This window comes from Rhabdaerophilum sp. SD176 (assembly GCF_030143245.1).
GTDB lineage: Bacteria > Pseudomonadota > Alphaproteobacteria > Rhizobiales > Beijerinckiaceae > Rhabdaerophilum.
On the sequence record NZ_JARJNS010000001.1, the window covers coordinates 403503 to 428648 of the forward strand.

Annotated in this window: 19 protein-coding genes; 7 read left to right on the forward strand and 12 right to left on the reverse strand. The window is 65.6% G+C overall.

From position 1 onward, the window contains the following. Positions 1 to 15: 15 nt before the first annotated feature. A complete protein-coding gene (locus tag P0652_RS01925) occupies positions 16 to 1227 on the reverse strand; it encodes a cysteine desulfurase family protein (RefSeq protein WP_284177058.1) in 1212 nt (403 codons plus the stop codon). A gap of 241 nt (positions 1228 to 1468) precedes the next feature. On the opposite strand from P0652_RS01925, the gene P0652_RS01930 reads away from it, so the two are divergent. Beyond that, positions 1469 to 2119, forward strand: coding sequence for an alpha/beta hydrolase (locus P0652_RS01930; RefSeq protein ID WP_284177059.1), 651 nt, complete (start codon positions 1469 to 1471; stop codon positions 2117 to 2119). Positions 2120 to 2243: 124 nt separating this feature from the next. Continuing rightward, positions 2244 to 3503: a tyrosine--tRNA ligase gene (tyrS, locus tag P0652_RS01935; protein ID WP_284177060.1), complete on the forward strand. Its 1260-nt coding sequence runs from the start codon at positions 2244 to 2246 to the stop codon at positions 3501 to 3503. A 9-nt stretch (positions 3504 to 3512) separates the two neighbouring features. On the opposite strand, the gene P0652_RS01940 is transcribed toward tyrS, so the two are convergent. Next, complete coding sequence (locus P0652_RS01940) at positions 3513 to 6824, reverse strand: YhdP family protein (protein WP_284177061.1); 3312 nt, start codon at positions 6822 to 6824, stop codon at positions 3513 to 3515. Positions 6825 to 7119: 295 nt separating this feature from the next. On the opposite strand from P0652_RS01940, the gene P0652_RS01945 reads away from it, so the two are divergent. Beyond that, entirely contained in the window at positions 7120 to 7596 is a 477-nt protein-coding gene (locus P0652_RS01945; protein ID WP_284177062.1) for a peroxiredoxin, read from the forward strand. Between the two features lie 192 nt (positions 7597 to 7788). Further along, positions 7789 to 9174, forward strand: coding sequence for a M23 family metallopeptidase (locus P0652_RS01950; RefSeq protein ID WP_284177063.1), 1386 nt, complete (start codon positions 7789 to 7791; stop codon positions 9172 to 9174). 12 nt (positions 9175 to 9186) lie between these two features. On the opposite strand, the gene prfB is transcribed toward P0652_RS01950, so the two are convergent. The 3 genes from prfB to P0652_RS01965 all read right to left on the reverse strand — a co-directional run bounded on the left by prfB (position 9187) and on the right by P0652_RS01965 (position 14363). Next, positions 9187 to 10306 (reverse strand): peptide chain release factor 2 gene (gene prfB, locus P0652_RS01955; protein ID WP_284177064.1). Its coding sequence is split into 2 segments (ribosomal slippage): positions 9187 to 10236 and positions 10238 to 10306, totalling 1119 coding nucleotides; the frame shifts between segments, so codons are not numbered across the junction. 98 nt (positions 10307 to 10404) lie between these two features. Beyond that, entirely contained in the window at positions 10405 to 12804 is a 2400-nt protein-coding gene (locus P0652_RS01960) for a penicillin-binding protein 1A (RefSeq protein ID WP_284177065.1), read from the reverse strand. 257 nt (positions 12805 to 13061) lie between these two features. Then, complete coding sequence (locus P0652_RS01965; protein WP_284177066.1) at positions 13062 to 14363, reverse strand: N-acetylmuramoyl-L-alanine amidase; 1302 nt, start codon at positions 14361 to 14363, stop codon at positions 13062 to 13064. Positions 14364 to 14874: 511 nt separating this feature from the next. Between P0652_RS01965 and P0652_RS01970 the strand changes: the two genes are divergently transcribed. After that, the gene (locus tag P0652_RS01970; RefSeq protein ID WP_284177067.1) at positions 14875 to 17625 is read left to right on the forward strand and encodes an Rne/Rng family ribonuclease; all 2751 of its coding nucleotides are present in this window, start codon (positions 14875 to 14877) and stop codon (positions 17623 to 17625) included. A gap of 178 nt (positions 17626 to 17803) precedes the next feature. Here the strand turns inward: P0652_RS01970 and P0652_RS01975 are convergent, their stop codons facing one another. The 4 genes from P0652_RS01975 to P0652_RS01990 form a co-directional block, all read right to left on the reverse strand. After that, complete coding sequence (locus tag P0652_RS01975; protein WP_284177068.1) at positions 17804 to 18424, reverse strand: glutathione S-transferase family protein; 621 nt, start codon at positions 18422 to 18424, stop codon at positions 17804 to 17806. Position 18425: 1 nt separating this feature from the next. Continuing rightward, positions 18426 to 19940, reverse strand: a complete 1515-nt coding sequence (gene gatA, locus P0652_RS01980) for an Asp-tRNA(Asn)/Glu-tRNA(Gln) amidotransferase subunit GatA (RefSeq protein WP_284177069.1) — start codon at positions 19938 to 19940, stop codon at positions 18426 to 18428. A gap of 60 nt (positions 19941 to 20000) precedes the next feature. Continuing rightward, entirely contained in the window at positions 20001 to 20288 is a 288-nt protein-coding gene (gatC, locus tag P0652_RS01985; RefSeq protein WP_284177070.1) for an Asp-tRNA(Asn)/Glu-tRNA(Gln) amidotransferase subunit GatC, read from the reverse strand. A 96-nt stretch (positions 20289 to 20384) separates the two neighbouring features. After that, positions 20385 to 21140 (reverse strand): metal-dependent hydrolase, encoded by a 756-nt coding sequence (locus tag P0652_RS01990; RefSeq protein ID WP_284177071.1) that lies wholly within the window; start codon positions 21138 to 21140, stop codon positions 20385 to 20387. A gap of 116 nt (positions 21141 to 21256) precedes the next feature. On the opposite strand from P0652_RS01990, the gene ruvX reads away from it, so the two are divergent. Beyond that, entirely contained in the window at positions 21257 to 21769 is a 513-nt protein-coding gene (ruvX, locus tag P0652_RS01995; RefSeq protein ID WP_284177072.1) for a Holliday junction resolvase RuvX, read from the forward strand. Between the two features lie 35 nt (positions 21770 to 21804). On the opposite strand, the gene P0652_RS02000 is transcribed toward ruvX, so the two are convergent. Beyond that, a complete protein-coding gene (locus P0652_RS02000; protein ID WP_284177073.1) occupies positions 21805 to 22275 on the reverse strand; it encodes a hypothetical protein in 471 nt (156 codons plus the stop codon). A gap of 188 nt (positions 22276 to 22463) precedes the next feature. On the opposite strand from P0652_RS02000, the gene P0652_RS02005 reads away from it, so the two are divergent. Continuing rightward, the gene (locus P0652_RS02005) at positions 22464 to 23372 is read left to right on the forward strand and encodes an AEC family transporter (RefSeq protein WP_284177074.1); all 909 of its coding nucleotides are present in this window, start codon (positions 22464 to 22466) and stop codon (positions 23370 to 23372) included. Here the strand turns inward: P0652_RS02005 and dprA are convergent. Together dprA and plsY are read right to left on the reverse strand one after the other, a co-directional pair. Further along, positions 23350 to 24525, reverse strand: a complete 1176-nt coding sequence (dprA, locus tag P0652_RS02010; RefSeq protein ID WP_284177075.1) for a DNA-processing protein DprA — start codon at positions 24523 to 24525, stop codon at positions 23350 to 23352. The genes P0652_RS02005 and dprA overlap by 23 nt on opposite strands. Next, a complete protein-coding gene (gene plsY / locus P0652_RS02015; protein ID WP_284177076.1) occupies positions 24522 to 25145 on the reverse strand; it encodes a glycerol-3-phosphate 1-O-acyltransferase PlsY in 624 nt (207 codons plus the stop codon). The genes dprA and plsY overlap by 4 nt, the downstream gene beginning before the upstream one ends. Position 25146: the final 1 nt, after the last annotated feature.

The window sequence follows — 25146 nt, forward strand, 5'->3', positions numbered from 1 at the left end:
CGCCGCGCCAGCCGATCAGGCTGCCGAGGCGGATTGTCCCGGGGCACGTCGCCGCGCCAGCTGCTTTTCCAGCGAGGCGAAGCAGCGATCGAGATCGGCCCGGCTCGTGTCCGGCCCGATCGAGACGCGGATCGCGCTCTCGCGGATCCACGCCGGCTTCCCCATCGCCTCAAGCACATGGCTCGACCTGACCTTGCCCGACGAGCAGGCCGAACCGCTCGAAACCGCAACCCCGTTAAGGTCGAAGGCGATCAGCGCCTGCGCTGCCGGCAACCCGGAAATGGCGAAGCAGGTCGTGTTCGGCAAGCGCGAAACGTCCTTGCCCACAATCTCCACATCAGCCGCCAGGTGATTCAGGCGATTCTCGAATTCGTCCCGAAGCTGAATCATGGCCTGAGGTGCCTCAGGCATCGCGCGAACCGCCCGGGCTGCCGCTCCCATGCCGGCAATCCCGGCAATATTCTCGGTCCCGCCACGCTGCCCGCTTTCCTGCCCGCCACCGGCGATGAAGGCGCGCTGCAGCCGAACCTCGCCACGGGCAAAAACGATCGCGCCGACGCCCTTGGGGCCGCCGAATTTGTGCGCAGAAAGAAAAAGAACATCCGCGCCGAGCGTGTTGATATCCAGCGCCATCCGGCCGGGCCCCTGCACGGCATCAACCACGACGATACCGCCGGCCTCGCGCACGAGAGCCGCGAGTTCAGCGACAGGCTGGATCACGCCGGTCTCGTTATTGGCCAGCTGGAGCAGCACCATCGGCGTCTGGGCCGGCGCCACGGCCCGCGCCGCCGCGAGCGCGGCTGCCAAAGCCGACTCCCTCACCAGCCCGTCCGACGTCACCGGCAGCGCGATCCGGTAGCCGGAAGGCAGGCCCGCTGCCTCGATCGGCTGGAGGATGGCCGCATGCTCGATCGCCGCCGCGATGACCGGGCGGGCCGGCAGGGCGGCACCCGGCACCAGCGCACAGGCCATCTGGAGCCCGGCGCGGAGAATGGCATTGGCGGCTTCAGTCGCGCCGGAGGTAAAGACGACATTCTCGGCCTCGCCGCCGACCAGAGCGGCGACGTCGCGGCGGGCGGCTTCCACCAGCGCCCGGGCCGCGCGGCCTTCCGCATGGATGGAGGAGGGATTGCCGGGCGTATCGAGCGCACGCACCACCGCCTCGCGCGCCGCAGGATGCAGCGGCGCCGTTGCGTTCCAGTCGAGATAGGCACGCCCGGCGCCCATGGATCCCTCTTGCCTGCAATCCCGCGCGAAAAACGTCGCAATTCGCGCCGGGCTATGCTAACGCCCAGCGCCACTGGCACTCGGCCTGATCGGTCGGCGGCCTTTCTTAGAATTATTCTAAGAAGCGTTCCACGTTTCATTACTTAGCGGGTGCACTCGCCCCGTCAAGCACAACATGCACGCGCGAGGCAGGAATCGGGCTCCGGCGCCGGCCTTCTCGCCATCGGAGACGGAAGAATTCATGCCTGAGGTCATCTTCAACGGGCCCGAAGGACGTCTGGAAGGGCGTTACCAGCCGGCCAAGAAGAAGGGCGCGCCGATTGCCATCGTGCTGCATCCTCACCCGCAATTCGGCGGGACGATGAACAACCAGATCGTCTACCAGCTCTTCTACACCTTCCTCGATCGGGGTTTTTCCGTCCTGCGGTTCAATTTCCGTGGGGTCGGCCGCTCGGAAGGCGTGTTCGACCATGGCACGGGCGAATTGTCCGATGCCGCCGCAGCGCTCGACTGGATGCAGGCCGTCAATCCGGATGCCCGCTCGTGCTGGATTGCCGGCGTGTCGTTCGGCGCCTGGATCGGCATGCAGCTGCTGATGCGCCGGCCGGAAATCGAAGGCTTCGTCTCGATCGCGGCCATGGCCAACCGCTATGATTTCTCCTTCCTGGCGCCCTGCCCCTCATCGGGCCTCTTCGTCCATGGCGACAAGGACCGCGTCGCCCCGGTCAACGAGGTGATCTCGGTCATCGACAAGGTGAAGGTGCAGAAGGGCGTGAAGCTCGACCATGCGGTGATCGAGGGCGCCAACCATTTCTTCGAGAACCGTGTCGATCAGCTGGTCGATACGGTCGGCGGCTATCTCGACCGCCGGCTGGGGATCGTGAAGGACTGACCTTCCCCTCCCCGCCGGACATGCAGACGGGCGGCCGCAAGCCGCCCGTTTCCGTTCAGGCCTGCTCTTTTCATTTCGAGGGCCTTGCTGTAGCGACCCAACCAGACAACGACACGGTGCCGATATGAGCGACTTCACGCCCAGATCCGAATTCCTCCAGACCCTGATGGCGCGTGGCTACGTGCATCAATGCTCGGATTACGAAGGCCTCGACGCCTTGGCCGCGCGCGGCGAGGTTATCGCCTATGTCGGCTATGATTGCACCGCGCGCTCACTCCATGTCGGCTCGCTGATCTCGATCATGATGTTGTCCTGGCTGCAGAAGACGGGAAACAAGCCAATCGCGCTGATGGGCGGCGGCACCACCCGTGTCGGCGATCCCTCCGGCCGCGACGAGACTCGGCGCATCCTCTCTCTGGAGGATATCGAGAACAACAAGAGCGGCATCCAGGGCGTTTTCGACAAGGTGATCCAGTTCGGCGCCAGCCGCACAGATGCGCTGATGGTCGATAATGCAGAATGGCTGACCCAGCTCAATTACATCGAGATGCTGCGCGATATCGGCCGCCATTTCTCGGTCAACCGCATGATGTCGATGGATTCGGTGCGCATGCGCCTCGAACGCGAGCAGGAGCTCTCTTTCATCGAGTTCAACTACATGATTCTGCAGGCCTATGACTTCACCGAACTGGCGCGCCGTTATGGCTGCAACCTGCAGATGGGCGGTTCGGACCAATGGGGCAACATCGTCACTGGGATCGATCTCGGCCGCCGCATGGGCACGCCGCAACTCTATGCGCTGACCTGCCCGCTGCTGACCACCGCCTCCGGCGCCAAGATGGGCAAGACGGCCTCCGGTGCTGTCTGGCTCAATGCCGACATGCTCTCCACCTATGAGTACTGGCAGTTCTGGCGGAACACCGAGGATGCGGATGTCGGCCGTTTCCTGCGCCTCTTTACCTTCATGCCGCTCGGCGAGATCGCCCGGCTCGAGGCCCTGGCTGGCGCCGAGATCAACGAGGCAAAGAAAATCCTCGCCACGGAAGCCACGGCGCTGATGCATGGCCGCGAGGCGGCGGAAGCCGCGGCGGAAACCGCACGCACCACCTTCGAGGCCGGCGGCACGGCGGCAGATCTGCCGAGCATCGAGGTAGCCGAAGCCGAGCTGAAGGCCGGCCTCGGCGTGCTCAACGCTTTCGTGCGGGCCGGGCTCGTCGCCTCGAATGGCGAGGCGCGGCGGCAGGTGCAGAGCGGTGGTCTGCGCGTCAATGATGCCGTTGTCACCGATATCGGGCAGATGCTGACTCTGGCCGATGCCACGCAAGCCGGCGCAATCAAGCTGTCCTTCGGCAAGAAGAAGCACGTGCTGGTCCGCCCGGCCTGACGGCCCGGCTCAGTTCGCCCGGTTCAGGGCCGGGGCATTGCCCCCGCCCTCGCGCTGGATCTCGAACAGTTTCCGCAGGAAGCCCGGCGCGATGGCGGAAACCGGGTTGATCCGCATGACCGGCGCGCTGGCCCGGCCGGAAATCACGAAAGGCACGGCGAAAAGGCCCTCATATTGTGCCCCTCCGAGAATGGGGCCGAGCAGCGGCACGCTGGCGAAGAAGTTGTTCAGCGCATAGGCCGGCACGAAAACACCCTTCAGATCCACGCGGTCCGCAGCGTAATTGAGGCTGCCTTCCAGCGTGCCGCCCAGCTGCCCGCCCCATATCACCGCCTCGCGCAGGTCGAGCCGACCCGGCCGGCGGGCGAAATCGGCCCGCATCTTGGTAAAGGGTACCTCCTCGCCGAGGCTCTGCGTCGCGGAAATCGTACGGCCGCTGGCGCCGACCTGTCGCAAGGCACTCTCGCCGCGGATCACGAAATCCCGGAGCTGCACCACGCCCTGCTGGGTCTGGGCACCGACAAGGATCTCCGCCGCCATCCGGCCGCCATAGGCCTTGTTGTAAATGTCGAGGAACCGGAGCAACGCGCCGCCATCCTGCGAGCTGGCATTGATCAGCATCGTTTCCCGCTGCCCCTCGAGGCTTGAAGCCGAAACAGCCGCGGCTCCGAACTGCCCCTTGAGCGCGAGCTGGGTCAGCCGGCCCTGCCGGCGGGCCATCCGGGTCTCGACACCGCTCATCAATTCGCCGTTGAAGCCGATCAGCACTGTCGACTGCAGATCAAGGTCGAAATCCGGCGGCTTGGCATCCGCCGGTCTCCCGTCCTCGAGCTTGCCGGCCTGGAACCCGCGCAGGAACGGCCGCAGGTCGAACGAATTGCCGCGCAGCGCGAGGCGCATCACACCGCGCTGGCGCTCGGCGAGAAGCCGGGCATTGTCGCCGCCTGAAAGCTTGAAGGTGCTGAAATCCGCCTTCGCGAATTGCCCGTCACGCAGCAGCTCCACCCGGCCGCGCAGGGAGGCCGGCGCAAGATCAAGCTCGAGATTGTCGAGCCAGGTGCCGTCTGGCCGGCTGACAACGGTGAATTTCGTCCGGCCGGGCTGGCCAGCACGCTTGGAAAGGCCGGGGATGCCGGCATCGATCCGCGCCTTGGCAAGATCGATCTCGACATCGAAACTGCTCGCCTGTTTCGACAGCGGCAGCGTCACGGTCGTTTGCAGCGGCCCCTGCACGACGCCGCGTATGTCGATGCCCCGGCGGGCCAGCACGGTCTCGTCCAAAGTGGCCTTGGCGACCGCCTGCCCGGGACGGCCCGGCTCGGATTTCACCTCGATCTGCTGCGGCACGCCGAAGAGGCGCGCCTCGCCACGGAGCGTCAGCCCGCCGTTACGCGTCTGCAGGGTGAAGGTGCCACCCTCGAGCCGCTCGTTCTTGACGATGTTGTCGATGCTGACCTGCCGGAGATCCGCCCGGAACTCGGCGCGGACGTCTTTCGGCGGCGGATTGTCGACGAGCGGCAGTGAAACGGTGGCAAGGCCGGAAAACTGTCCGTCCGAGACCCCTGCATCCGGCGGCAGGCCCGACAGATCCCGGAGCGATGGTGCCGCGAGAAAGGCCATGAGCGCATCGAGCCGCCCTTCCGCCGGGATCGTCATGTCGAGGACGGACGGCCTCGCAGCGGTATCGGCGACGGAGAGACGGGCATCTTTCAGGGAAAAGCGCTGCCCGGCCTGTGGCTCGACATTTGCCGATTCGATGACGGCATCTGTCTTCCGTCCGGACACCCGGCCATGCCCGTTCAGCGCGGTCAGCGCCGATGCATCCTTCAGCGGACGAAGCGTCACGTCTTCAAGTCGATAGGTCGCGGAAAGCGCGTCATCGGGAATCGGCCTTTTTTTATTGGCGTCATCGAGCACCTGCCCTGCCAACCTCAGATCTAGACGAAGCTGGGCCAGACGGCCGGCTTCCGCATGATCGATCAACCAGCGCCGGACAGGCGGCGCGACCCAGACCGGCCAGATGCGCAAGGCCTTGCGCATCTCAAGGTTCTCGAGCTCGACGCGGTTTTCCACCAGACCGCCATTCTCCAGCGAATAAAGGCCGCGCAACGTCATCTGGCCCTGGTCTTCCTGCACATGCAAACGGTCGACCCGCAGGCTGCGCAGATCGGGCGTGACCAGTGCCTCAAGTTCCGCCGAGTCGAGCAGGATCGGCGCTTCGCCCGGGGACAGGCGGTCAATCTCGGCGCGCTCCGCCCGGAGCGTGACCGCCAGACCACCATCGCCCTCTTTCGGGGGCGTGATCCGCCCGCCCAAAACAAGATGGGTCTCGTTGAAACGAATACGGATTCGATCCAGCAGGATATCGGGCGAATCTGCCGGCATCCGCAGATCAATCGAGGCTTCATCCAACAGGAAGGGCGGCATGTCGGGGTCCGGCGGCGTGACTCGGCCGCCATAGGCATGGAATCGGGCCCCCTTCTCGACAAGGGCGCCTTCGGCATTGATGCGCGAATGCAAGGTCAGCCGGAGCTTCATGCGCGGATCCAGCAAGCCGAAATCCCCGGCAGCCAGCATCTGGACAGCCTGCCACTCGACCTCACCGGATTCGAGCATCATCATCCGCCCGCCATCGGCCAAGGCACGGGACGCGGCCTTCAAGGCCAGCGAGTACGGCGTCCCCTCCTTCGAGAGGCGCGCGGCGATCTGGCCCTCGCCATCCCGGACCACCTCGAGGCGCAGGCCCTGCTGGATTGGCAGGATGCGGCCGTCAGGCTGGCGCTGGAACAGCGCGATGTCACGTCCCTCGATACGCTGGAGGCTCTGGAAGGTCGGATCCTGGCCCGAAGCCGCGAAATGCGCGCCGGCAAGAATGGCCCGGAACAGGGTCAACGCCTCGTTTGCCGCCAGCGGATTGGCCTCCTGCGGCGCGGCCGGAATGACCAGCCGCACGCCCTGAAGCCGCACCGAGGTCGGCAGCGGCCGCTGCCGCCAGAGCGAGAAAGTAGGCACCTCGACCTCGACGGATTCGAGATCGGCCTCGGTGCCGTTCGCCGGATTGGTGATCGCCAGCCGCCCGATCGAGAAGGTCGAGGTCAGCCCGGCGAAGCGCAGGCCTGCCTGCGCGACGGACAGTGAGTGGTCCGTCCCGAGCCCGTTGCCGAGCGCGCCGAGCAGCTGTTCGCGGAGGAACGCCGAATTCCGGTCCTTCTGGATCATCCAGACGAACACGCCCGCACCGGCAAGCGCCAGCAGCAATACGACCCCCAGCGTGGCGCTGCACCAGCCGAGCACACCCAGGCGGCGCCGGGGAACGGGCATCCTGGCATCCACCGCCGCGGATGTCCTGTCAGTCTGGGTCGGCTCGAACGTCAACGCGGCTCTGTCTCCGGCAATCCCCGCAGGTTCCGATATAGTCCATAGCAAGGTTGCGCCGGCGACAAAGCCATCGTGGCCGGATCGGGCGCAATTGCCTCGGTCTATGCACATCAAACACGTCGAAATCATGGACCCGGCATGCCGCCGCCCCTCGCCAAGTCCGGCTCCGCGCGCCATGTGATAGGCGGATCATCGATGATCCTCCCCCCCGAGACGAAGACACGTGAAGGAAGAATCCATGACAGCTCAAGCAGCGTTGCAGGCAGGCGATCGCGCCCCGGAATTCTCGCTGCCGGGTGATGGCGGCAGCACGCTGTCGCTCGCCACGGCCGCAGGCAGGAAACTGGTCCTGTATTTCTACCCGAAGGACGACACCTCCGGCTGCACCATGGAAGCGAAGGATTTCAATGCCTTGCGCGCTGAATTTGCGGCGGCAGGCACCGAGATCATCGGCGTCTCGCCCGACAGCGCCGCCAGCCATGACAAGTTCAAGAAAAAATATGAACTCGGCTTTGCCCTTGCCTCCGACGAGAGCAAGGCCATGCTCGAAGCCTATGGCGTCTGGGTCGAGAAGAGCATGTATGGCCGCAAGTATATGGGCGTCGAGCGCACGACCTTCCTGATCGGGCCGGACGGCCGAATCGCAAAGGTCTGGTCGAAGGTGAAGGTGCCCGGCCACGCGGCCGAGGTGCTCGCCGCTGCCAAGGCACTCTGAAGGGCGAAGGCGCTCCGGTCGGTCCGGGCGCCTCGAATCACCGGAGGCCTGCCCGGCAACAGGCCCCGAAATTGAATATCTGCGCTGACAAACGCACAGAATACCAACCCTAGGTTGCGGCTTTAGCGCGTCGTTAACCTTAATGCTCCATGATCAGGTCCAGTTCCCGCGTTGATCAGGGCCTTGATCCAGATGAGTGTGCGCATTCCGGCTTCCGACCCGCTGGCCAATTCCTCGACGCGGTTCGCCGTCGTGATCCGGGGTGGCGGATCCCCCCGCATCATCGAACTGGGCGACCGTACCGTCATCACCATCGGTGCGCTCTCGCTGCTTTTGCTGGCATGGTATTTGTTCGCGACGCTGTACTTGGTCCTGCGCGATGATGTCGTGGTCTCCCTCGTTTCCGGTCAGCGCCGGGTGCATTACGCTTACGAGGATCGTATCCTCGAATTGCGCGCCCGCATTGACCGGATCACCGCGAAGCAGGTCCAGAGCCAGGAGTCGATCGAGGATCGCGTCGCCAGCCTCGTCGCGCGCCAGGCTGAACTCGAGGCGCGTGCCGTGATGATGGCGGATCTTGCCGCCCGCGCCGAGAAGGCTGGCCTCGCCCGACCGGACAATCCCGCGCCAGCCGCTGCACTTCCGGAATTCCTTACATCCTCGCCGCCCGCTCTAGGCGGGGCAGCGCTGTCCTTCGCGCCGGTCACCGAGCGCCGGGCCAAGCCGATGCCCGTCGAGCCCGCGCCGGTTCCGCCCGTTCGGCCGGCCGATACCCTGCCGAAAACGCCCATGCACGGCGTCGTGCAGGAGGTCGAAAAGCGGGCCGAGCGCGTCGAGGCGACCCAGATGGGCGTGCTGGTCGCGATCGAGGAAACAGCTGGCGCGCAGGTCTCGCAATCCCGTCGAATGGTCAGCGCACTCGGGCTGGACCCGGGCCGATTCGGCAAGAGCAGCCTCTCCGCTCCGGCCATCCGGCGCCCGGCCCCGCTGGACAGCCTTCATCTGCGCGATGTCTCGGCAGATCAGGGTGGCACCGATATGGGCGGCCCGTGGCTTCCCGCCAGCACGGCCGAAGCGCCGGCCAGTTTCGACTTCCTGTTCGGCCGCGTCGAGAGCGCGCTCGATCAGGCCCGCCATGCACGGCAGGTCATCAAGGCGCTGCCGGTCGGGCGGCCCCTGGGAGAGAAATTCGACATTACTTCCGGCTTCGGAACCCGGCTGGACCCGTTCACGCGGAGCCCGGCCCTGCATTCGGGAATCGATTTCCGCGCCCCCACGGGCACACCGGTCCGGGCGGTCGCCCGCGGCAAGGTGGTCGAGGCCGGGCCGAATGGCGGCTATGGCCGGATGGTGGAGATCGACCACGGCTTCGGCATCAGCACGCGCTATGCCCATCTCTCGATGATCGCGGTCAGCGAGGGCGATACGATCGAGAAAGGGGCTGTCCTCGGCCATGTCGGCTCGACCGGCCGCTCGACCGGACCGCATCTTCATTACGAAGTGCGGGTCGATGACGATGCGGCCGATCCGATGCGCTATGTCCGGGCGCAGGCCCTGATGGCGCGTCAGGCGCGTTGACGCGCGCCGGATTTACTCGACATCCCCGACATCGCCCACAACCTTGTTGGCGAGCGCTGCCTCGATGAAGGGACCGAGATTGCCGTCCAGCACATCCGACGGGGTTCCCGACGTGACGCCCGTGCGGAGATCCTTCACCAGCTGGTAGGGCTGAAGCACATAGGAACGGATCTGGTGCCCCCAGCCGATATCGGTCTTGTTGGCCTGCTCGGCCGCCGCCGCTTCCTCGCGCTTCTTCAGCTCAAGCTCATACAAACGGGCACGCAGCATCTTCCAGGCGAGTTCGCGATTCTGGTGCTGCGACCGGCTCGTCTGGCTCATCACCATGATGCCGGTGGGCATATGGACGAGGCGCACGGCCGATTCGACCTTGTTGACGTTCTGGCCGCCGGCGCCTTGCGCCCGCATCAGGTCGATGCGGACATCGCTTTCCTTGAGATCGACCTGGATCGAATCATCAACGACCGGGTAGACCGTGACCGAGGCAAAACTGGTATGCCGCCGGGCATTGGAATCATACGGCGAGATCCGCACCAGCCGATGGACACCCGCTTCGGTCTTCGCCCAGCCATAGGCGTTGCGGCCCTTGATGAGCAAGGTGGCGGACTTGATCCCCGCCTCTTCGCCGTCGGAGACTTCCATCAGCTCGACCTTGAAACCCGACCGCTCGGCCCAGCGTGAATACATGCGCATCAGCATCGAGGCCCAGTCCTGGCTCTCGGTGCCGCCCGCGCCGGAATGCACTTCGATATAGGTATCATTCGCATCGGCTTCGCCGGAGAGCAGCGCCTCGACCTGCCGCTTCGCCGCCTCGCCTTCCAGCGCGCGGATCTGGTTCTCGCCCTCGTCGACCGTCTCCTGGTCGCCCTCGGCCTCGCCCAGCTCGACCAGCGTGATCGCATCCTCGAGATCACGTTCGAGCTTGGCCAGCGAATTGAGCTTGTATTCGAGATCGGTCCGCTCGCGCATGACCTTCTGCGCCGAGGTCGAATCATTCCAGAAATCCGGGTCTTCCACCCGGGCATTCAGCTCCTGGAGCCGCCTGGTCGACTTGTCCCAGTCAAAGATGCCTCCTCAGCAGCCCGACAGACTGCTGGATGGCCTCGACCATCGCTTCGATTTCCGTCCGCATTGTCCAAAATTCCGTCAAGATTGCCGCAGGGTGCGGCAGGATCGGGCCCGGAATAGCCGAGCCCGGCCGGGGATGCAAACCATCCTGCCGGCGTTGCGCTAGTAAAGGCCGCCCGTCGTGTTGCCGACGCTGACGCCACCGGCCGTCGCCCCGGCACTGGTGCCAAAGGTGTAGCTCTCCGGCGGCGCGGTATTCGGCTTGAACGGCTCGAGAATCGCCTGCGGATCGCCGGCTGACGTCCGCTGGCCCGTGCCGTGGTTCACCCGGATGAATTTGATGCCCGGCGGAACGCGGAACTGGAGATTCGGCTTGCCGGCGAGCGCTTCCTTCATGAAGTCGCGGAAGACCGGCGCGGCATATTGGCCGGCAGTGGCCGAATTCCCGAGCGAGCGGGGCCGGTCATATCCGAGATAGACCCCTACCGCGAGATCCGGCGAGAAACCGACGAACCACACATCCTTGGCTTCGTTGGTTGTGCCGGTCTTGCCGGCGAGCGTGCGGCCGAGCGGCTTCAGCACCGTGGCCGTACCCCGCTGGACGACGCCTTCCATGATCGAGACCATCTGGTAGGCGGACATCGGGTCGATCACGCGTTCGCGCTTGTCGAGCAGGCGGGGCTCGTCCTGGTTGGTCCAGTTTTCCGCCACGCATTCACGGCAGACACGCTCGTCATGCTTGAAGATCGTCGCGCCCCAGCGATCCTGGATGCGGTCGATCAGGGTCGGCCGGATGCGGCGCCCGCCATTGGCAAGCATCGAATAGGCGGCGGTCATCCGCAGAACGGTGGTCTCCCCCGCCCCGAGCGACATGGCCAGAACCGGCAGCATGTCGTCATAGACGCCGAAACGCTTGGAATATTCGGCCACGAGCGGCATGCCGAGATCCCGTGCCAGCCGCACAGTCATCAGGTTCTTCGAGCGCTCGATACCCTGGCGAAGGGTGCGCGGGCCGGTCGGCTTGCCGTCATAATTGTCAGGCCGCCAGACTTCGCCATTGCCCTGATCCACCTCGATCGGTTCGTCGAGGATGATGGAGGACGGCGTGTAGCCGTTATCCAGGGCGGTGGCGTAGACGAAGGGCTTGAACGATGACCCGGGCTGGCGCAGGGCCTGCGTCGCCCGGTTGAACTCGCTCTTGTCGAATGAGAAGCCGCCGACCATCGCCTTCACGCGGCCTGTATAGGGATCCATCGCGACAATCGCGCCGGAGATTTCCGGCACCTGCCGCAGGCGGAACTGGCCCGGCTTGTCCTGGATGGGCTCGACATAAACGACGTCGCCGGCCGTCAGTGCCTCGCGCAGGCGCTTCCGCGGGAAAACACGGGCGCTTTCCGCCGTGATCACGCCGGTTTCTCGCTTGCGGTCGATGATACCACCGCCCAGCCTTTGCGGCTGGAGGCCGATCTGGGCCTGGGTTTCATCGACCGAGAGCACCACGGCCAACCGCCAGGGATCGACGTCCGTCAGGGTCTGGACCTCGGCCAGGGCCGCGCCCCAGTCACCCGTTGGCGCGATCTTCTCGGTCGCACCGCGCCAGCCGCGGGCCTCGTCGAAGCGGACGAGGCCATCGGACAGCGCCTTGCGGGCATAGAATTGCAGTTTCGGATCCAGTGTCGAGCGCACCGAAAGGCCGCCTTCGTACAGCTTTTTCGAGCCATAGCGATCCGCCAGTTCGCGGCGCACTTCCTCGGCGAAGAAGCCGGCAGCATAGCTGTTCGGCGACAATTGCCGGAAGGTAACGACCAGCGGCTCGGCCCGCGCCGTAAGCCCGTCTTCCTTGGAAATGTAGCCATTGTCGACCATACGGTCGATCACGTAGTTCCGGCGGCCGATCGCCGCGTCGCGGTTGTTGATCGGGTGGTAGGTCGACGGCGCCTTCGGCAGCGCGGCGAGATAGGCCGCCTCGGCAATCGTCAGCTCATGGACCGATTTGCCGTAATAGTTCAGGGCCGCCGCCGCGACACCGTAATTCCCGAAGCCGAGATAGATCTGGTTGAGATAGAGCTCGAGAATCTTGTCCTTGGAGAAGATCGATTCAAGGCGGAACGCGAGCAACGCCTCGCGGATCTTGCGCTCGATGCTCTGCTCCGGCGACAGGAAGAAGTTCTTCGCCACCTGCTGGGTAATGGTCGAGCCGCCCTGCTGGCGGCCGCCGGCCCCGCGGCCACGCACCAGCGCGCGGGCAATGCCTTCCGGATCGACACCGCCATGCTTGTAGAAGTTCTTGTCCTCAGCCGAGAGATAGGCCGCGATCAGCAGCTTCGGCATCGCCTGGATCGGCAGGTAGAGGCGGCGTTCCCGCGCATATTCGGCCAGCAAGGTGCCATCCGCGGCATGGATCCGTGTGGTCACCGGCGGCTCGTACTTCGCAAGCTGGGCGGGATCGGGCAGGTCCTGCGAGTAATGCCAGAAGATGTAGCCGGCAACAGCCGCGCCGATGAGACCCACCAGAGTGGCGGTTCCGAACAGGAACGCGAAAAAGCGTGCGATCATCCGCATGCGGTTCTAACCCCTGGCAGATCGGGCACAGCCTGTCTGCATTCACTTGGCCCGGCATTCATTCCGGAGAGGCGGACATCGCCCGCAACCCGAAACGCGCGGGCATTCTACGCATCGATCCCTAACCAAAGCTGTCGGGGACCCTCCATTTCCGTTTCTTACCAGAACCGGAAACCGGCAACAAACGCTCTGACTCACTTTGGTCCACAAAGGCGCAAACCGTGGCCGAAAAACGGCACAGGGGCTGCAGGACTCTATTATTCCAGTGGCTTGGCCGAAATCGCGATGCGGTTGTTGAGCACGAAGTCCAGCAGCGCCACCGCCAGCCCCTGCGCCAGTTTCTGCCGGCCGGCTTCCTGCATCAGCGCCTGAAGGTCCTCCGGATTGGAAAGATAGCCCAGTTCGACGAGAATCGACGGCATGTCCGGCGCCCGGAGGACGCGGAACCCGGCACTGCGCAGGGGCGTCTTGTGGAGACGGCCCGCCTTCTGGATCGATTGCGCAACGCCGCGGGCCGCCAGCTGGCTGAAAAGCCGCGTTTCCCGGCGGGCGAGATCGAACAGGATGTCATCGACGCCCTCGCGCTGGTCTTCCGGCGCATCCAGTCCGGCCGCGACATCGGCGCGGTTTTCCTTTTCGGCCGCGCGGGCCGCCGCCGCGTCGGAGGCGCGGTCCGACAGGGTATAGACCGAAGCGCCGCGCACATCGGCCTCGCCGAACAGCGAATCCGCATGGAGCGAGACAAAGAGCGCGGCCGACCGGTTCCGCGCGAAAGTCACACGCTCGGAGAGCGAGATGAAGCGGTCCTCCTCCCGGGTCATCTGCACCTCGACCCGGCCATCGGCCTCGAGCTGCTTCCGGACAAGCCGCGCCACCGCGAGCACGATATCCTTCTCCGCCTCGCCTTTCGGCCCGGAAGCGCCGGGATCGATGCCTCCATGGCCGGGATCAAGCACGACCAGCGGCTTCGCGCCGGCTGGACGGGGCACGCTCCGCCCCGCGGGCACCCGGCTCGCAAGGCGGCGGCGCTGGTCTTCCTCGACCCGTCGGGCAAATTCCTCGGCACTGGCCGCCCGCAACTGGATAACCAGCCGGACATGCGGCCCCTGCCGGACAAAATCCGTGCGCTGGACAAGGAAAGGCCGGTTGAGATCGAGCACGATGCGCGAACGGCCCATCAGGAAAAGGCCGGCGCGCCACCCCGTTACCGGCCCGATGGCCCGGGTGCTTCCCTGCGCGGAAGAGCCACCGAAAACCGTATTCTCGAGATCGATGACGAGCCGGTTCGGCTCGGCCAGCACCTCATGCCGCACCGCGACTTCGCCCGAAAGATCAACAACAAGGCCGAAAGTCTCGGGGTTCGGATCCTCGACGAGATGAACGCCGCGGGCGAGAACCGAATCGCTCGATCCGGCCTTGGGCGCTGCCAGCTGGGCCAGACCCGCGGAAGGAAGGAATAGGACAAGGAGGATCAGAGCAATGCCGGCAAGCAGACCAGCAGCCCCTGCCGGATGGCCGGCGGTTCGGGCACAGGGAAAGTCGTATCGCTCTGGGACCACCCGTGTTGTTCCGCTTGCAAATGACGAGTCTGAACCTTAAACGGGGTCTACGGTGCATTCTGGACCGGAGCAAGTTTTCGTTGAGTCGTCGCTTCCAGAGGAAGATCGCTGGCTCCACAGCTCCGGGCCCGAATGCGGGAACCCGGCCGGAAGCCTTTGCCGCAGGAGCTCAACCTGCCCAATTTCGCTTCGGAGCTTCGGGCCCCGTGGCGCGCTCCCCGCGCGTCGGTTCGAGCAAGGATGGCCTTGATGCCACAACATGCGATGGCAAAGCAGCTGCAACTCCCCCGGTCACGGCCGGGCGCGTGGCGGCATCATGCGCCTGGCATCGCAGGACTTGCTTCGATCTCGCCGTTCCCCGGCAGGCCGGCTCGCGCCGGCTGCTCCCCGAATCCCTTCTTTCCCTTCTTCAACCGCCCGGCAAGCCGCCGCAATCCTGCGCGCGGGCCAAGCGGAGTGACGTGCTCTGGCCGCCTCCCCTCTCGGGCAAACAGCCTTTCAAGAGTTTGCAATGACAACAAAAATGCTCATCGATGCCGCGCATCCGGAAGAAACCCGGGTCGTGGTCACACGCGGCAATCGTGTTGAGGAATTCGATTTCGAATCCGCCAACCGCCGCCCGCTCCGCGGCAATATCTATCTCGCCAAGGTCACGCGCGTCGAGCCGTCCCTTCAGGCGGCCTTCGTGGATTTCGGCGGCAACCGCCACGGTTTCCTCGCCTTCTCGGAAATCCATCCCGACTATTACCAGATCCCGACGGCGGACCGCCTCGCCCTTCTGGCCGAAGAGGCCGAAGCCGCGCGGGACGAGGATGGCGACGAGGAAGAAGGCCGCCGCCCGCGCCGTTCGCGGGCCAAGCCCAAGCAGCGTGGCCGGGGCAAGGATCAGGTAGCGGGCCCTGTCGAGGGTGACGCCGAGGATGCCGCCGCCAATGGCGAGATCGCGGCCGATGGCGCCGAAGCCGAAGCCGAAGCCGAAGTGGATGGCGAGAGCGCTGGCGCGCCGTCGGACGACACGCCCAAGGACGAGGAGCATGTCGAGCAGCTCGGCGGCGGCGGCGATGCAATGGAAGAGGTGCCGATGCGCGCCGCCCACCGCACGCGCCGGCAATACAAGATCCAGGAAGTCATCAAGCGCCGGCAGATCCTGCTGGTCCAGGTGGTCAAGGAAGAGCGCGGCACCAAGGGCGCGGCGCTGACCACCTATCTCAGCCTCGCCGGCCGCTACTCGGTCCTGATGCCGAACACCGCACGCGGCGGCGGCATCTCGCGCAAGATCACCAGCGCGACCGACCGCAAGCGCCTGAAGTCCATGGCCTCCGAGCTGGAGGTCCCTGCCGGGATGGGGGTCATTCTCCGCACCGCCGGGGCTTCGCGCACCAAGGTCGAGATCAAGCGCGATTTCGAATATCTGATGCGCCTGTGGGAGAGCGTTCGCTCGCTGACGCTGGAATCCACCGCGCCGGCTCTCGTCTACGAAGAAGGCTCGCTGATCAAGCGCGCGATCCGTGACCTGTACTCGAAGGATATCGAGGAAATCCTCGTGGCCGGCGAGGAAGGCTACCGCGAGGCCAAGGACTTCATGCGCATGCTCATGCCGAGCCATGCCAAGGCGGTCCAGCCCTACCGCGATGCCACGCCGCTTTTCTCGCGCACCGGCGTGGAAAGCCAGCTCGACGCCATGTTCTCGAATGTGGTGACGCTGAAATCCGGCGGCTACATCGTCATGAACCAGACCGAGGCGCTGGTCTCGATCGACGTCAACTCCGGCCGCTCCACCCGCGAGCACAATATTGAGGACACTGCCCTCAAGACCAATCTCGAGGCGGCCGAGGAAGTGGCCCGGCAGCTCCGCCTGCGCGATCTCGCCGGCCTTGTCGTGATCGACTTCATCGACATGGAGGAAAAGCGGAACAACAAGGCGGTCGAGCGCAAGCTCAATGATTGCCTGAAGAACGACCGCGCGCGCATCCAGGTCGGCCGCATCTCGCATTTCGGCCTGCTGGAAATGTCGCGCCAGCGCATCCGCACCGGTGTGCTGGAAAGTTCCACCATCCCCTGCCCGCATTGCGCCGGCACCGGCCTGCTGCGCTCGACGCCAAGCCTTGCCCTGCATGTCCTGCGCGCCATGGAAGACACGCTCCTGCGCGGCGCCACGCATGACATCACGCTGAAGACGCGTCTCGAAACCGCCTTCTACATCCTCAACCAGAAGCGCGAGAGCCTGCGGGCCCTCGAGGCGCGGTTTGGCGTGACGATCACCGTTGTCGCCGAGTCCGCGCTGCCGCCGGGCCAGCATTTCCAGATCGAGCGCGGCGAGCCCGTCCAGCCCCGCATGGTGGCCGAACGGGTCGAGGGCGAGGCCGTCGAACACCGTCCGGCGGCACCGCGCCACCAGGACGGTCCGCGGGTCATCCACCCCGAAGATATCGAGATGGATGACATCGAGGTCAACGAATCCGAGGAAGCCGAGGCGGATGGCGAAGCTGAGGCCGGCCGGGATGGCGAGAAGGCCGAGGGCGAGCGCAAGCGCCGCCGGCGCCGCCGCCGCCGTGGTGGCCGCGACCGCGAACGGGGTGATGGCCAGCCGAATGGCGGCGAGATCGCCGAAGCATCCGGCAATGTTGATGGCGATGCCGATGCAGAAGGCGATGACGAGGACGATGAGAACGGCGAGGAAAGCCGGGCGGACGGCGCCGAGGGCGGCGAACGGTCCGAGGGTGAACGCAAGCGCCGTCGCCGCCGTCGTGGCGGTCGCCGCAACAGGCGCGACCGTGACGATCGCCCCGGTGAGGGCAATGGCGAAGAAGGCAACGGCGAAGAAGGAGCGGCTGGCGAGGCCGTCGCGTCCGGCGAGCCGATGATGGCTGCCGCCGAACCGACTGTCGAAGTTCCGGTGGAACAGGCGCCTGCCGAGGTCGAGCCTGCGAAAAAGCCCCGCCGCAGCCGCGCAAAGAAAACGGATGAGGCTGAAACCGTGACGGCCGAGGCCCCTGCGGCAGAAGCGTCTGCGCCCGAGGCTCCGGCGGAAAAGCCGGCAAAGGCACCCCGCAGCCGTGCCAGGAAGGCCACCGCCGCAAGCGAGGCCCCGGTTGCCGTAACGCCGCCGGCGGAAGAGCCGGTCCCCGTGCCGCCGCCGGCGCCCGTGGTCGCGGCCCCGGCGCCGGCCCCGCAGCCGGAACCCGAACCCGAGCCGGAAGATCCAAACCGGCCGAAGCGTTCCGGCTGGTGGAGCCGGGCCAAGCAGGCGCTTGGCGGCTGACAATAAAAGGGCCCGGGGAACCGGGCCTTTCTTTTTGATGGGTTGGACCCGGGCCCGGAAGCCGGGACCTGCATGAATCAGGACATGAATCAGGACCTGAAGAACCGCATTTTTTCTTTGTAAAATCAGATAATTGCAGGAAAAATCGGACTCACCTTCGCAAGGCCACAACCGCCTGTCAGTCGAAATCCGGGCCCATGAACCGGGCGCCGGCAGAACGTCGCCGCAACCCCTCGGCGTAACGCGTAACCCGAGGCAGGCTGACCCGCGCGATCGGCGCCTGCTGCCAGCGATGCGTTGCCAGCCCCATCACGATATCGGCGAGGCTGAACTCGCCGCAGAGATATTCGCCGGTCGTCTCGAGCTGGGCCTCGAACACGGCCATCAGCCCGTTCCACTCGCTGATGGAACGCTGCACTTCCGCCGGATTGTCAAAGCCCGGCCGCTTGCGCACCAGTGCCTGCACCGCATAGCGCCAGCTGCCATTGAGATCGGCGATCATCCAGTCCATCCAGGCCTCGACCTCGGCCCGCTTCACGGGATCGTCCGGAAATAGCGCGCCCTGGCCATAGCGGGTGGCGAGATAGCGGCAGATCGCGTTCGATTCGGTCAGGATGGTCTCGCCATCCACGACAACCGGAATCAGCGCACGCGGATTGAGCTTGAGGAATTCGGCCTCACGGGTCGAACGGAAGCCGCTGCCCCAATCCTCGCGGCTATGCGCGATGCCGAGCTCCTCGCAGACCCAAAGGACCTTGCGGACATTGATCGAGCTGGTCCGTCCAAGAACTCTCAGCATGTCACCACCAGCGGGGGGCGGTGATACGCCCGGCCTGTTCCTCGATCACGGAACCGAGGCTGAACAGCGTTTCCTCGTCGAAGGGGCGGCCGATCAGCTGCAAACCCAGCGGCAGGCCCGCCGCATCGGTGCCGCCCGGCAGGGCGAGGCCCGGCAGGCCCGCCATGTTCACCGTGACGGTGAAAATGTCGTTGAGATACATCTGCACCGGGTCCGCATCTGCCATTTCCGCGATACCAAAGGCTGCGGAGGGTGTCGCCGGCGTCAGGATCGCATCGACGCCCGAGGCATAGACATCCTCGAAATCCTTCTTGATCAGGGTGCGGATCTTCTGCGCCCGGAGGTAATAGGCGTCGTAATAGCCGGCCGAGAGCACATAGGTGCCGATCATGATGCGCCGCTTGACCTCGCGGCCGAAACCCTGCGCCCGGGTCTGCTCGTAGAGGTCGGTGATGTCCTTGCCTGGCACGCGCAGGCCGTAGCGCACGCCATCATAGCGCGCGAGGTTGGACGAGGCCTCGGCCGGCGCCACGATGTAATAGGCCGGGAGCGCATATTTCGTGTGCGGAAGGCTGACATCGACAATCCGCGCTCCGGCGGCGCGCAGCATGTCGGCGCCCTTCTTCCAGAGCGCCTCGATTTCCGCCGGCATGCCCTCGACGCGGTACTCCCGGGGGATGCCGATCGTCTTGCCGGCAACCGACCGGCCGACAGCCGCCTCGAAATCCGGGACCGGCAGATCGACCGAGGTCGAATCCTTCGGATCATGCCCGGCCATCGAGGTCATCAGCGCCGCGCAATCGCGCACCGTCTTGGCGATCGGCCCGGCCTGGTCGAGCGACGAGGCGAAAGCGACAATGCCCCAGCGCGAGCAGCGGCCATAGGTCGGCTTGATCCCCACTGTCCCGGTGAAGGCAGCAGGCTGGCGGATCGAGCCGCCAGTATCTGTGGCTGTGGCGCCGAGGCAGAGATGCGCCGCAACGGCAGCCGAGGAACCGCCAGAGGAACCACCCGGCACGAGCAGGCCCTTCTTGTCGCCCGCAAGGGCCGCACGGGCCTTTTCCGCGTTCCAGTTGGCGGGGAGAATCGGGTTGACCACCGGCCCGAAGGCGCTGGTCTCGTTCGACGAACCCATGGCGAATTCATCGTTGTTGAGCTTGCCCAGCATCACCGCCCCGTCACGCCAGAGCTGGCTGGTGACGGTGGATTCATAGGTCGGCACGAAATTGCCGAGAATGCGCGACGAGGCCGTGGTGCGTACGCCCTCGGTGGCGAAGAGATCCTTCACCCCGATCGGGATGCCTTCGAGCCGCCCTCCCTCGCCCCGCTGAAGCCGGGAATCGGCCGCCTTCGCCATGGCAAGCGCCTGCTCGGGCGTTTCGAGCACATAGGCATTGAGCGCGCGCGCCGCCTCGATGGCCGCGAGATGCGCTTCGGCCAGTTCGACGGCGGTGAACTGCTTGCCCGCAAGGCCCTCGCGGGCTTCGGTCAGGGTGAGCTGGGTAAGGTCGGTCATGGAACGGGTCTTCCGGAGGAGGAACAGGCAGGGCGCAGCGGAAAAGCGGAAAAGCGGCGCTTACTCCACCACTTTCGGCACGAGGAAATAATGATCCTCGCTCTGCGGCGCATTGGCGATCACCTTGCTGGCCTTCTCTCCATCCGTCACCACGTCGTCGCGCATCTTGAGCGCCATCGGTGTGACGGAGGTCATCGGCTCGACGCCCTCGACATTCACTTCGCCGAGTTGCTCGACAAAACCGAGGATCGCGTTGATCTCGTCCTGCATGACCGGAACATCCTGTTCCGGCAGCGCGATGCGGGAAAGCCGGGCGATGCGGCGAACGGTGGCGGCGTCAACGGACATCCGATGCCTCTTCCATGGGATAGGGGGACCCGCGTCCTTAACAGAAGGCGGGCCCGGCTGACAAATCCCGAACGGCCGAATCCTGCCGCTTTTTGCTCAGCGGATCGAGAAAACGAACGGCTCGTGCGGCAGCGGCTCCAGCAAATGGGTGCCGAGCGGCCCCAGCTCGCGCTTGAATTCCTCGACCGTGCCCGTCAGCGCGCCGAAAGTGCCGTAATGGCAGGGAATCACCGCCTTGGACCGCGGGAAGAACCGCCGAACGGCAAGCGCGGCCGTCGAGGGCCCCATCGTGTAGCGATCCCCGATCGGGACAATGACGATGTCCGGCTTGTGCAACTCCTCGATCAGCCCCATCCCGGCGAAGATATCGGTATCGCCCATATGATAGACGACCGGCGCGCCCGGAATGTTGATGATGACGCCATTTGCCGATCCGAGTGTCTGGAAGATGCCGCGTTCCCATACGCCGGAGGAGTGATCCGCCCGGACAAGCCGGATCGAGACGCCATCATGCTCGACACGTCCGCCGGCATTCATGGTCTCCATCGCCAGCGCCTTGCCGGTATCCATGGCTTCCCATTTCGCGGAGAGCCACTGGCCGAGATCCCAGTTGCAGAACAGCGTCGCATCGGTCTCGCGGGCAATGGCCAGGCTGTCGCCGATATGGTCGCCATGGCCATGCGTGATAATGATATCGGTTGTGCCGGCGATGGCACGCTCGAACTTCGCGCGGGAATCGCCGTCGCCCCTGCCCTCGAAAACGGGATTGCCGGTAAAGAACGGGTCAACGAGGACCTTGCGTCCGTTGCTGGCGAGCGAAAAGGCCGAGTGACCGAACCACGTGACTTCCATGGCGTTCTCCTTCCTTCACATCTTTCATGCGACGTGTCGCCGATAACCGTTTATGGGGTTGCCGGAGGAAGGCCAAGCCTTTTTTGCAACGCACAAACCCGCGGGAGCTGGTACGCATGAAGCCGGGCGGAGCCGAGGAACTGACGATCGAGGCGCTGAAGGCCAGCCTCGGCCCCGGCGAGAGACTGCTGGGGCTCGATCTCGGCGAGAAGACCGTCGGGCTCGCCCTATCGGATGTCGAACGGCGGATCGCCACGGCTTTCCGGACGTTGCCGCGCCGGAAATTCCGCGAGGACTGGGCGGAACTCTCGGCCATCATCGCCCAGCATCGCGTAGCTGGCCTCGTGCTCGGCCTGCCGCTCAACATGGATGGCAGTTCTGGCCCGCGCGTCCAGGCGACACGCACCTATGCGCGCAATATCCGGCTCGTCAGCCCGATCCCGATCCTGTTCTGGGACGAGCGGCTCTCGACCGTCGCGGCGGAACGGGCGCTCCTTTCGGTGGATCTCTCCCGCGCGAAGCGCGCGGCAATCATCGATGCGACTGCCGCCGCCTTCATCCTGCAGGGGGTGCTCGACCGGCTGCGCCACGAGACAAGGCGCATGGCGCAAGAAGAAGGGGAGGCCTGAGCCTCCCCGACTGTACCCTTGCCTTGATGGCGGCGTCAGCGCATCGAGCCGCCACCGGCTGGATCGCGCACGTTACGGCCGCGGCGACCCGGATAATACTCGCCCGGCCCGGCCGGAGCGTAGGTGTAGGGCGTTTCCCGGTCCGGTGTGTAGATGATGCGACCGCCGGCGGGCCCGGATTGCGGATAGTAATAATTCGGAGCCTGATAGTATCCGGGATCACGATAATATCGGCGATCCTGATAGTACCCGTCGTCAACATAATAGTTCCGGCGCCGCTGCGACTCGGCGATGATCGCGCCGCCGATAATCGCGCCACCGATGATCGCTCCCGCGGCGAGACCGCGATTGCGCCGTGCCCGGCGCGAGGCCACGTCTTCAACCGGAACCGCAACCTCGGAACGCAGTTCTGCCGCATGGGTGAACGGGCCCGCCTGCGCCGGAACCAGCCCGACCGTGCCGAGTCCCAGTGCAAGCCCGAAAGTCAGACCAGCGAGACGATTCATGGAGCACCTCCTGTATGGGTCTTCCCGACCCTGTGCCGGTTGAACACAACCAGCCACAACATGATGTCATATAGAGGGCGGTGAATAAACCAGCGCTGAACACTACGGGTTGCTTCCCTTCATCCCGGGCAGCCCTTAGGGAAGGAGGGACGTGGCCCGTCCGGCGGCCCGAAGCCCGAACGGCCTCCATGGTTCTCGATTCCCTGATTTCCGTCTTCCTTGTCATCGCAATCGGCTGGGCCCTGCGACAAAAGGCCTTGCCTGCTGAATCGGATTGGCAGGGTTTCGAAAAAATCTCCTACTACGTCCTCGTCCCGATCCTCATCGCCAAGACGCTGATGTCGGCGAAACTTGGTGATGTGCCTTTCGCGCGGCTCGGTGCCGCCCTTTTGGGGACGATTGCAATCCTCGGCATCGTGCTGCTCGTCCTTCGCCAGCCGCTGGAACGCTGGCTCAAGGTTGATCCGCCGGCCTTCACCAGCATCTTCCAGGGCGTCCTCCGCTGGAATGCCTTCATTGCGCTCGCGATCTCCGCCAATCTCTACGGCCGGGACGGCGTGACCCTTGCTGCCGTAGCCATCGCGGCGCTTATCCCGGTTCTCAATGTGGCAACCGTGATGATCCTCCGCCGGTACGGCTCGGGCGGCGGCTCGCTCATGCGGGGGCTGGCCACCAATCCCTTCATTCTCGGGACGCTCGGCGGGCTCGCGCTGAACATGCTGGCCATTCCCCTGCCCCGCGCCCTGTCGCTTTCGCTTGATATCATCGGGCAATGCGCGCTCGGCACCGGGCTCATCCTTGTCGGGGCCGGCCTGCGCTTGCAGGACCTTCAACGGCCAAGCCCGGCCCTGCTGCTCGCGGTCGGCATCCGGCTGCTGATCGCACCCGCCATCGCCTATGGGCTTGCCCGGCTGCTCGGCCTTCAGGGCGCACAACTGGCGGTGGTTGTGCTCTGCCTCGGCGTGCCCACCGCCACGGCATCCTACCTGCTGGCGCGCCGGATGGGTGGCGATGCGCCGCTGATGGCGGCGATCACGACCGCGCAGACCATCGTCTCGATGATCACGCTGCCGCTCATTCTCGCGGCACTGACATAACCCCCTGCGCGACACGGTTGCCCGGCAGCCGCTCGATCAGGCCCGACAGTTCGAGATCGAACAAGGCACCGGAAAGCGACGCCGCATCCAGCCCGGCCATGCGGCCGAGTTCGTCGATATCGATAGCGCCATGCGTGAGCAGGTCGAGAACGGCATCAGCGTGGCCGTGGACCGGAACGGGCCTGGCGAGGTGGCTACCGGAGCCTTCGGCCGCGTCTGCCGCGAGGAACAGATCGGATTCCGGTTCCCGGAACTGGTGCAGGCGCGTTTCGGGCCGCTGCGCAGCCGTTGGCAGGGCCGCCAGCACATCCGCAACCGACGTGACCAAGGTTGCCCCGTCGCGCAGGAGATCGTTCGATCCCTCGCAGCGTGGATCCAGCGGCGAGCCGGGAACAGCCATCACATCGCGGCCCTGCTCGCCCGCCATCCGCGCGGTAATGAGCGAGCCGGAGCGTCGCGCCGCCTCGACCACGACGATGCCGAGCGAAAGCGCGGAGATCAACCGGTTCCGGCGGGGGAAATCCTGGCCGCGCGGCCCCTGCCAGAGGCGCATCTCGGACAGGACCAGACCCTTTTCGGCGATCGCATCGAACAGCGCCAGGTTTTCCGGCGGATAGGGCCGTTCGAGCCCGCCTGCCAGGACAGCCACCGTTCCACCGGCAAGGCCAGCCCGATGGGCTTCTGTATCGATGCCGCGGGCAAGGCCCGACACGATGACATAGCCCGCCTCCGAAAGGCCGCTGGCCAGCAGGCCGGCCATTTTCCGCCCGAGGCCGGAGGCATTCCGCGCGCCGACCAAAGCGACGGCAGGCCGGGCCAGCAACGCCACCTGCCCTTTCACCGAAAGCACCGGCGGCGCCCCGTCCACCGCCCGCATCAGGGCCGGATATTCGGGATCGGGCAACGCGAGAAACCGGATGCCGAGCTTTTCGGCTCGCGCAAACTCAGCTTCGATATCCGCACGCTTCGGCAGGACGAGCCGCCGCCCCGGCGCGAAGGCGGGATCGGCCAGCAGACGCACTGCCTCGCCGGCACTGCCCGCCCGGCGAAGCAAAGCCTCGAATCCGCGCGGGCCAAGCCCTTCGACGCGTGCCAGATGGAGCCAGTCGAGCCGTTCGGGCTCGTCCAGCGGCCGGTCTGGGGCGGCCGTCATCCCTTCTGGCCGATCCGGCCTTCCGTCCCGGCCAGAAGGCGCTCGATATTCGGGCGGTGCTTCCACCAGAGCAAGGCCGCCATGATGAGGAAGACGAGGCTCATCGCCGTCACCTGCCCGGCGCGCCAGTCGAGTACGAGATGGCCGATCGGCAGCAAAGCCGAAGCCACAAGCGCGGCGAGCGAGGAATAGCGCGTCACGTAGGCCACGGCGAGCCAGAGCACGGCGAAGGCGATCAAGCCGGGCCACCAGAGCGCCAGCAGCACACCGATGAAGGTGGCGACGCCCTTGCCCCCGGCGAATCTAAGCCAGACCGGATAGAGATGACCGAGAAAGGCGCCCAATCCGGCGAGAACCCCTGCCCCCGCCCCCCAGCGCATCGCCACCCAGACGGCGATGCTGCCCTTGAGCGCATCCAGCAGGAGGGTCGCCGCCGCGAGATCCTTCCGGCCGGTCCGCAACACATTCGTCGCGCCGATATTGCCCGAACCGATCGCGCGGAGATCCGCCGTGCCGGCAAGCCGCGTGAGGATCAACCCGAACGGGATCGAACCCAGCAGATAGCCGAAAGCCAGCGCCAGCAGCGCGCCCGCAGCACCCAGTCCCGCCAGTTCGGCCATG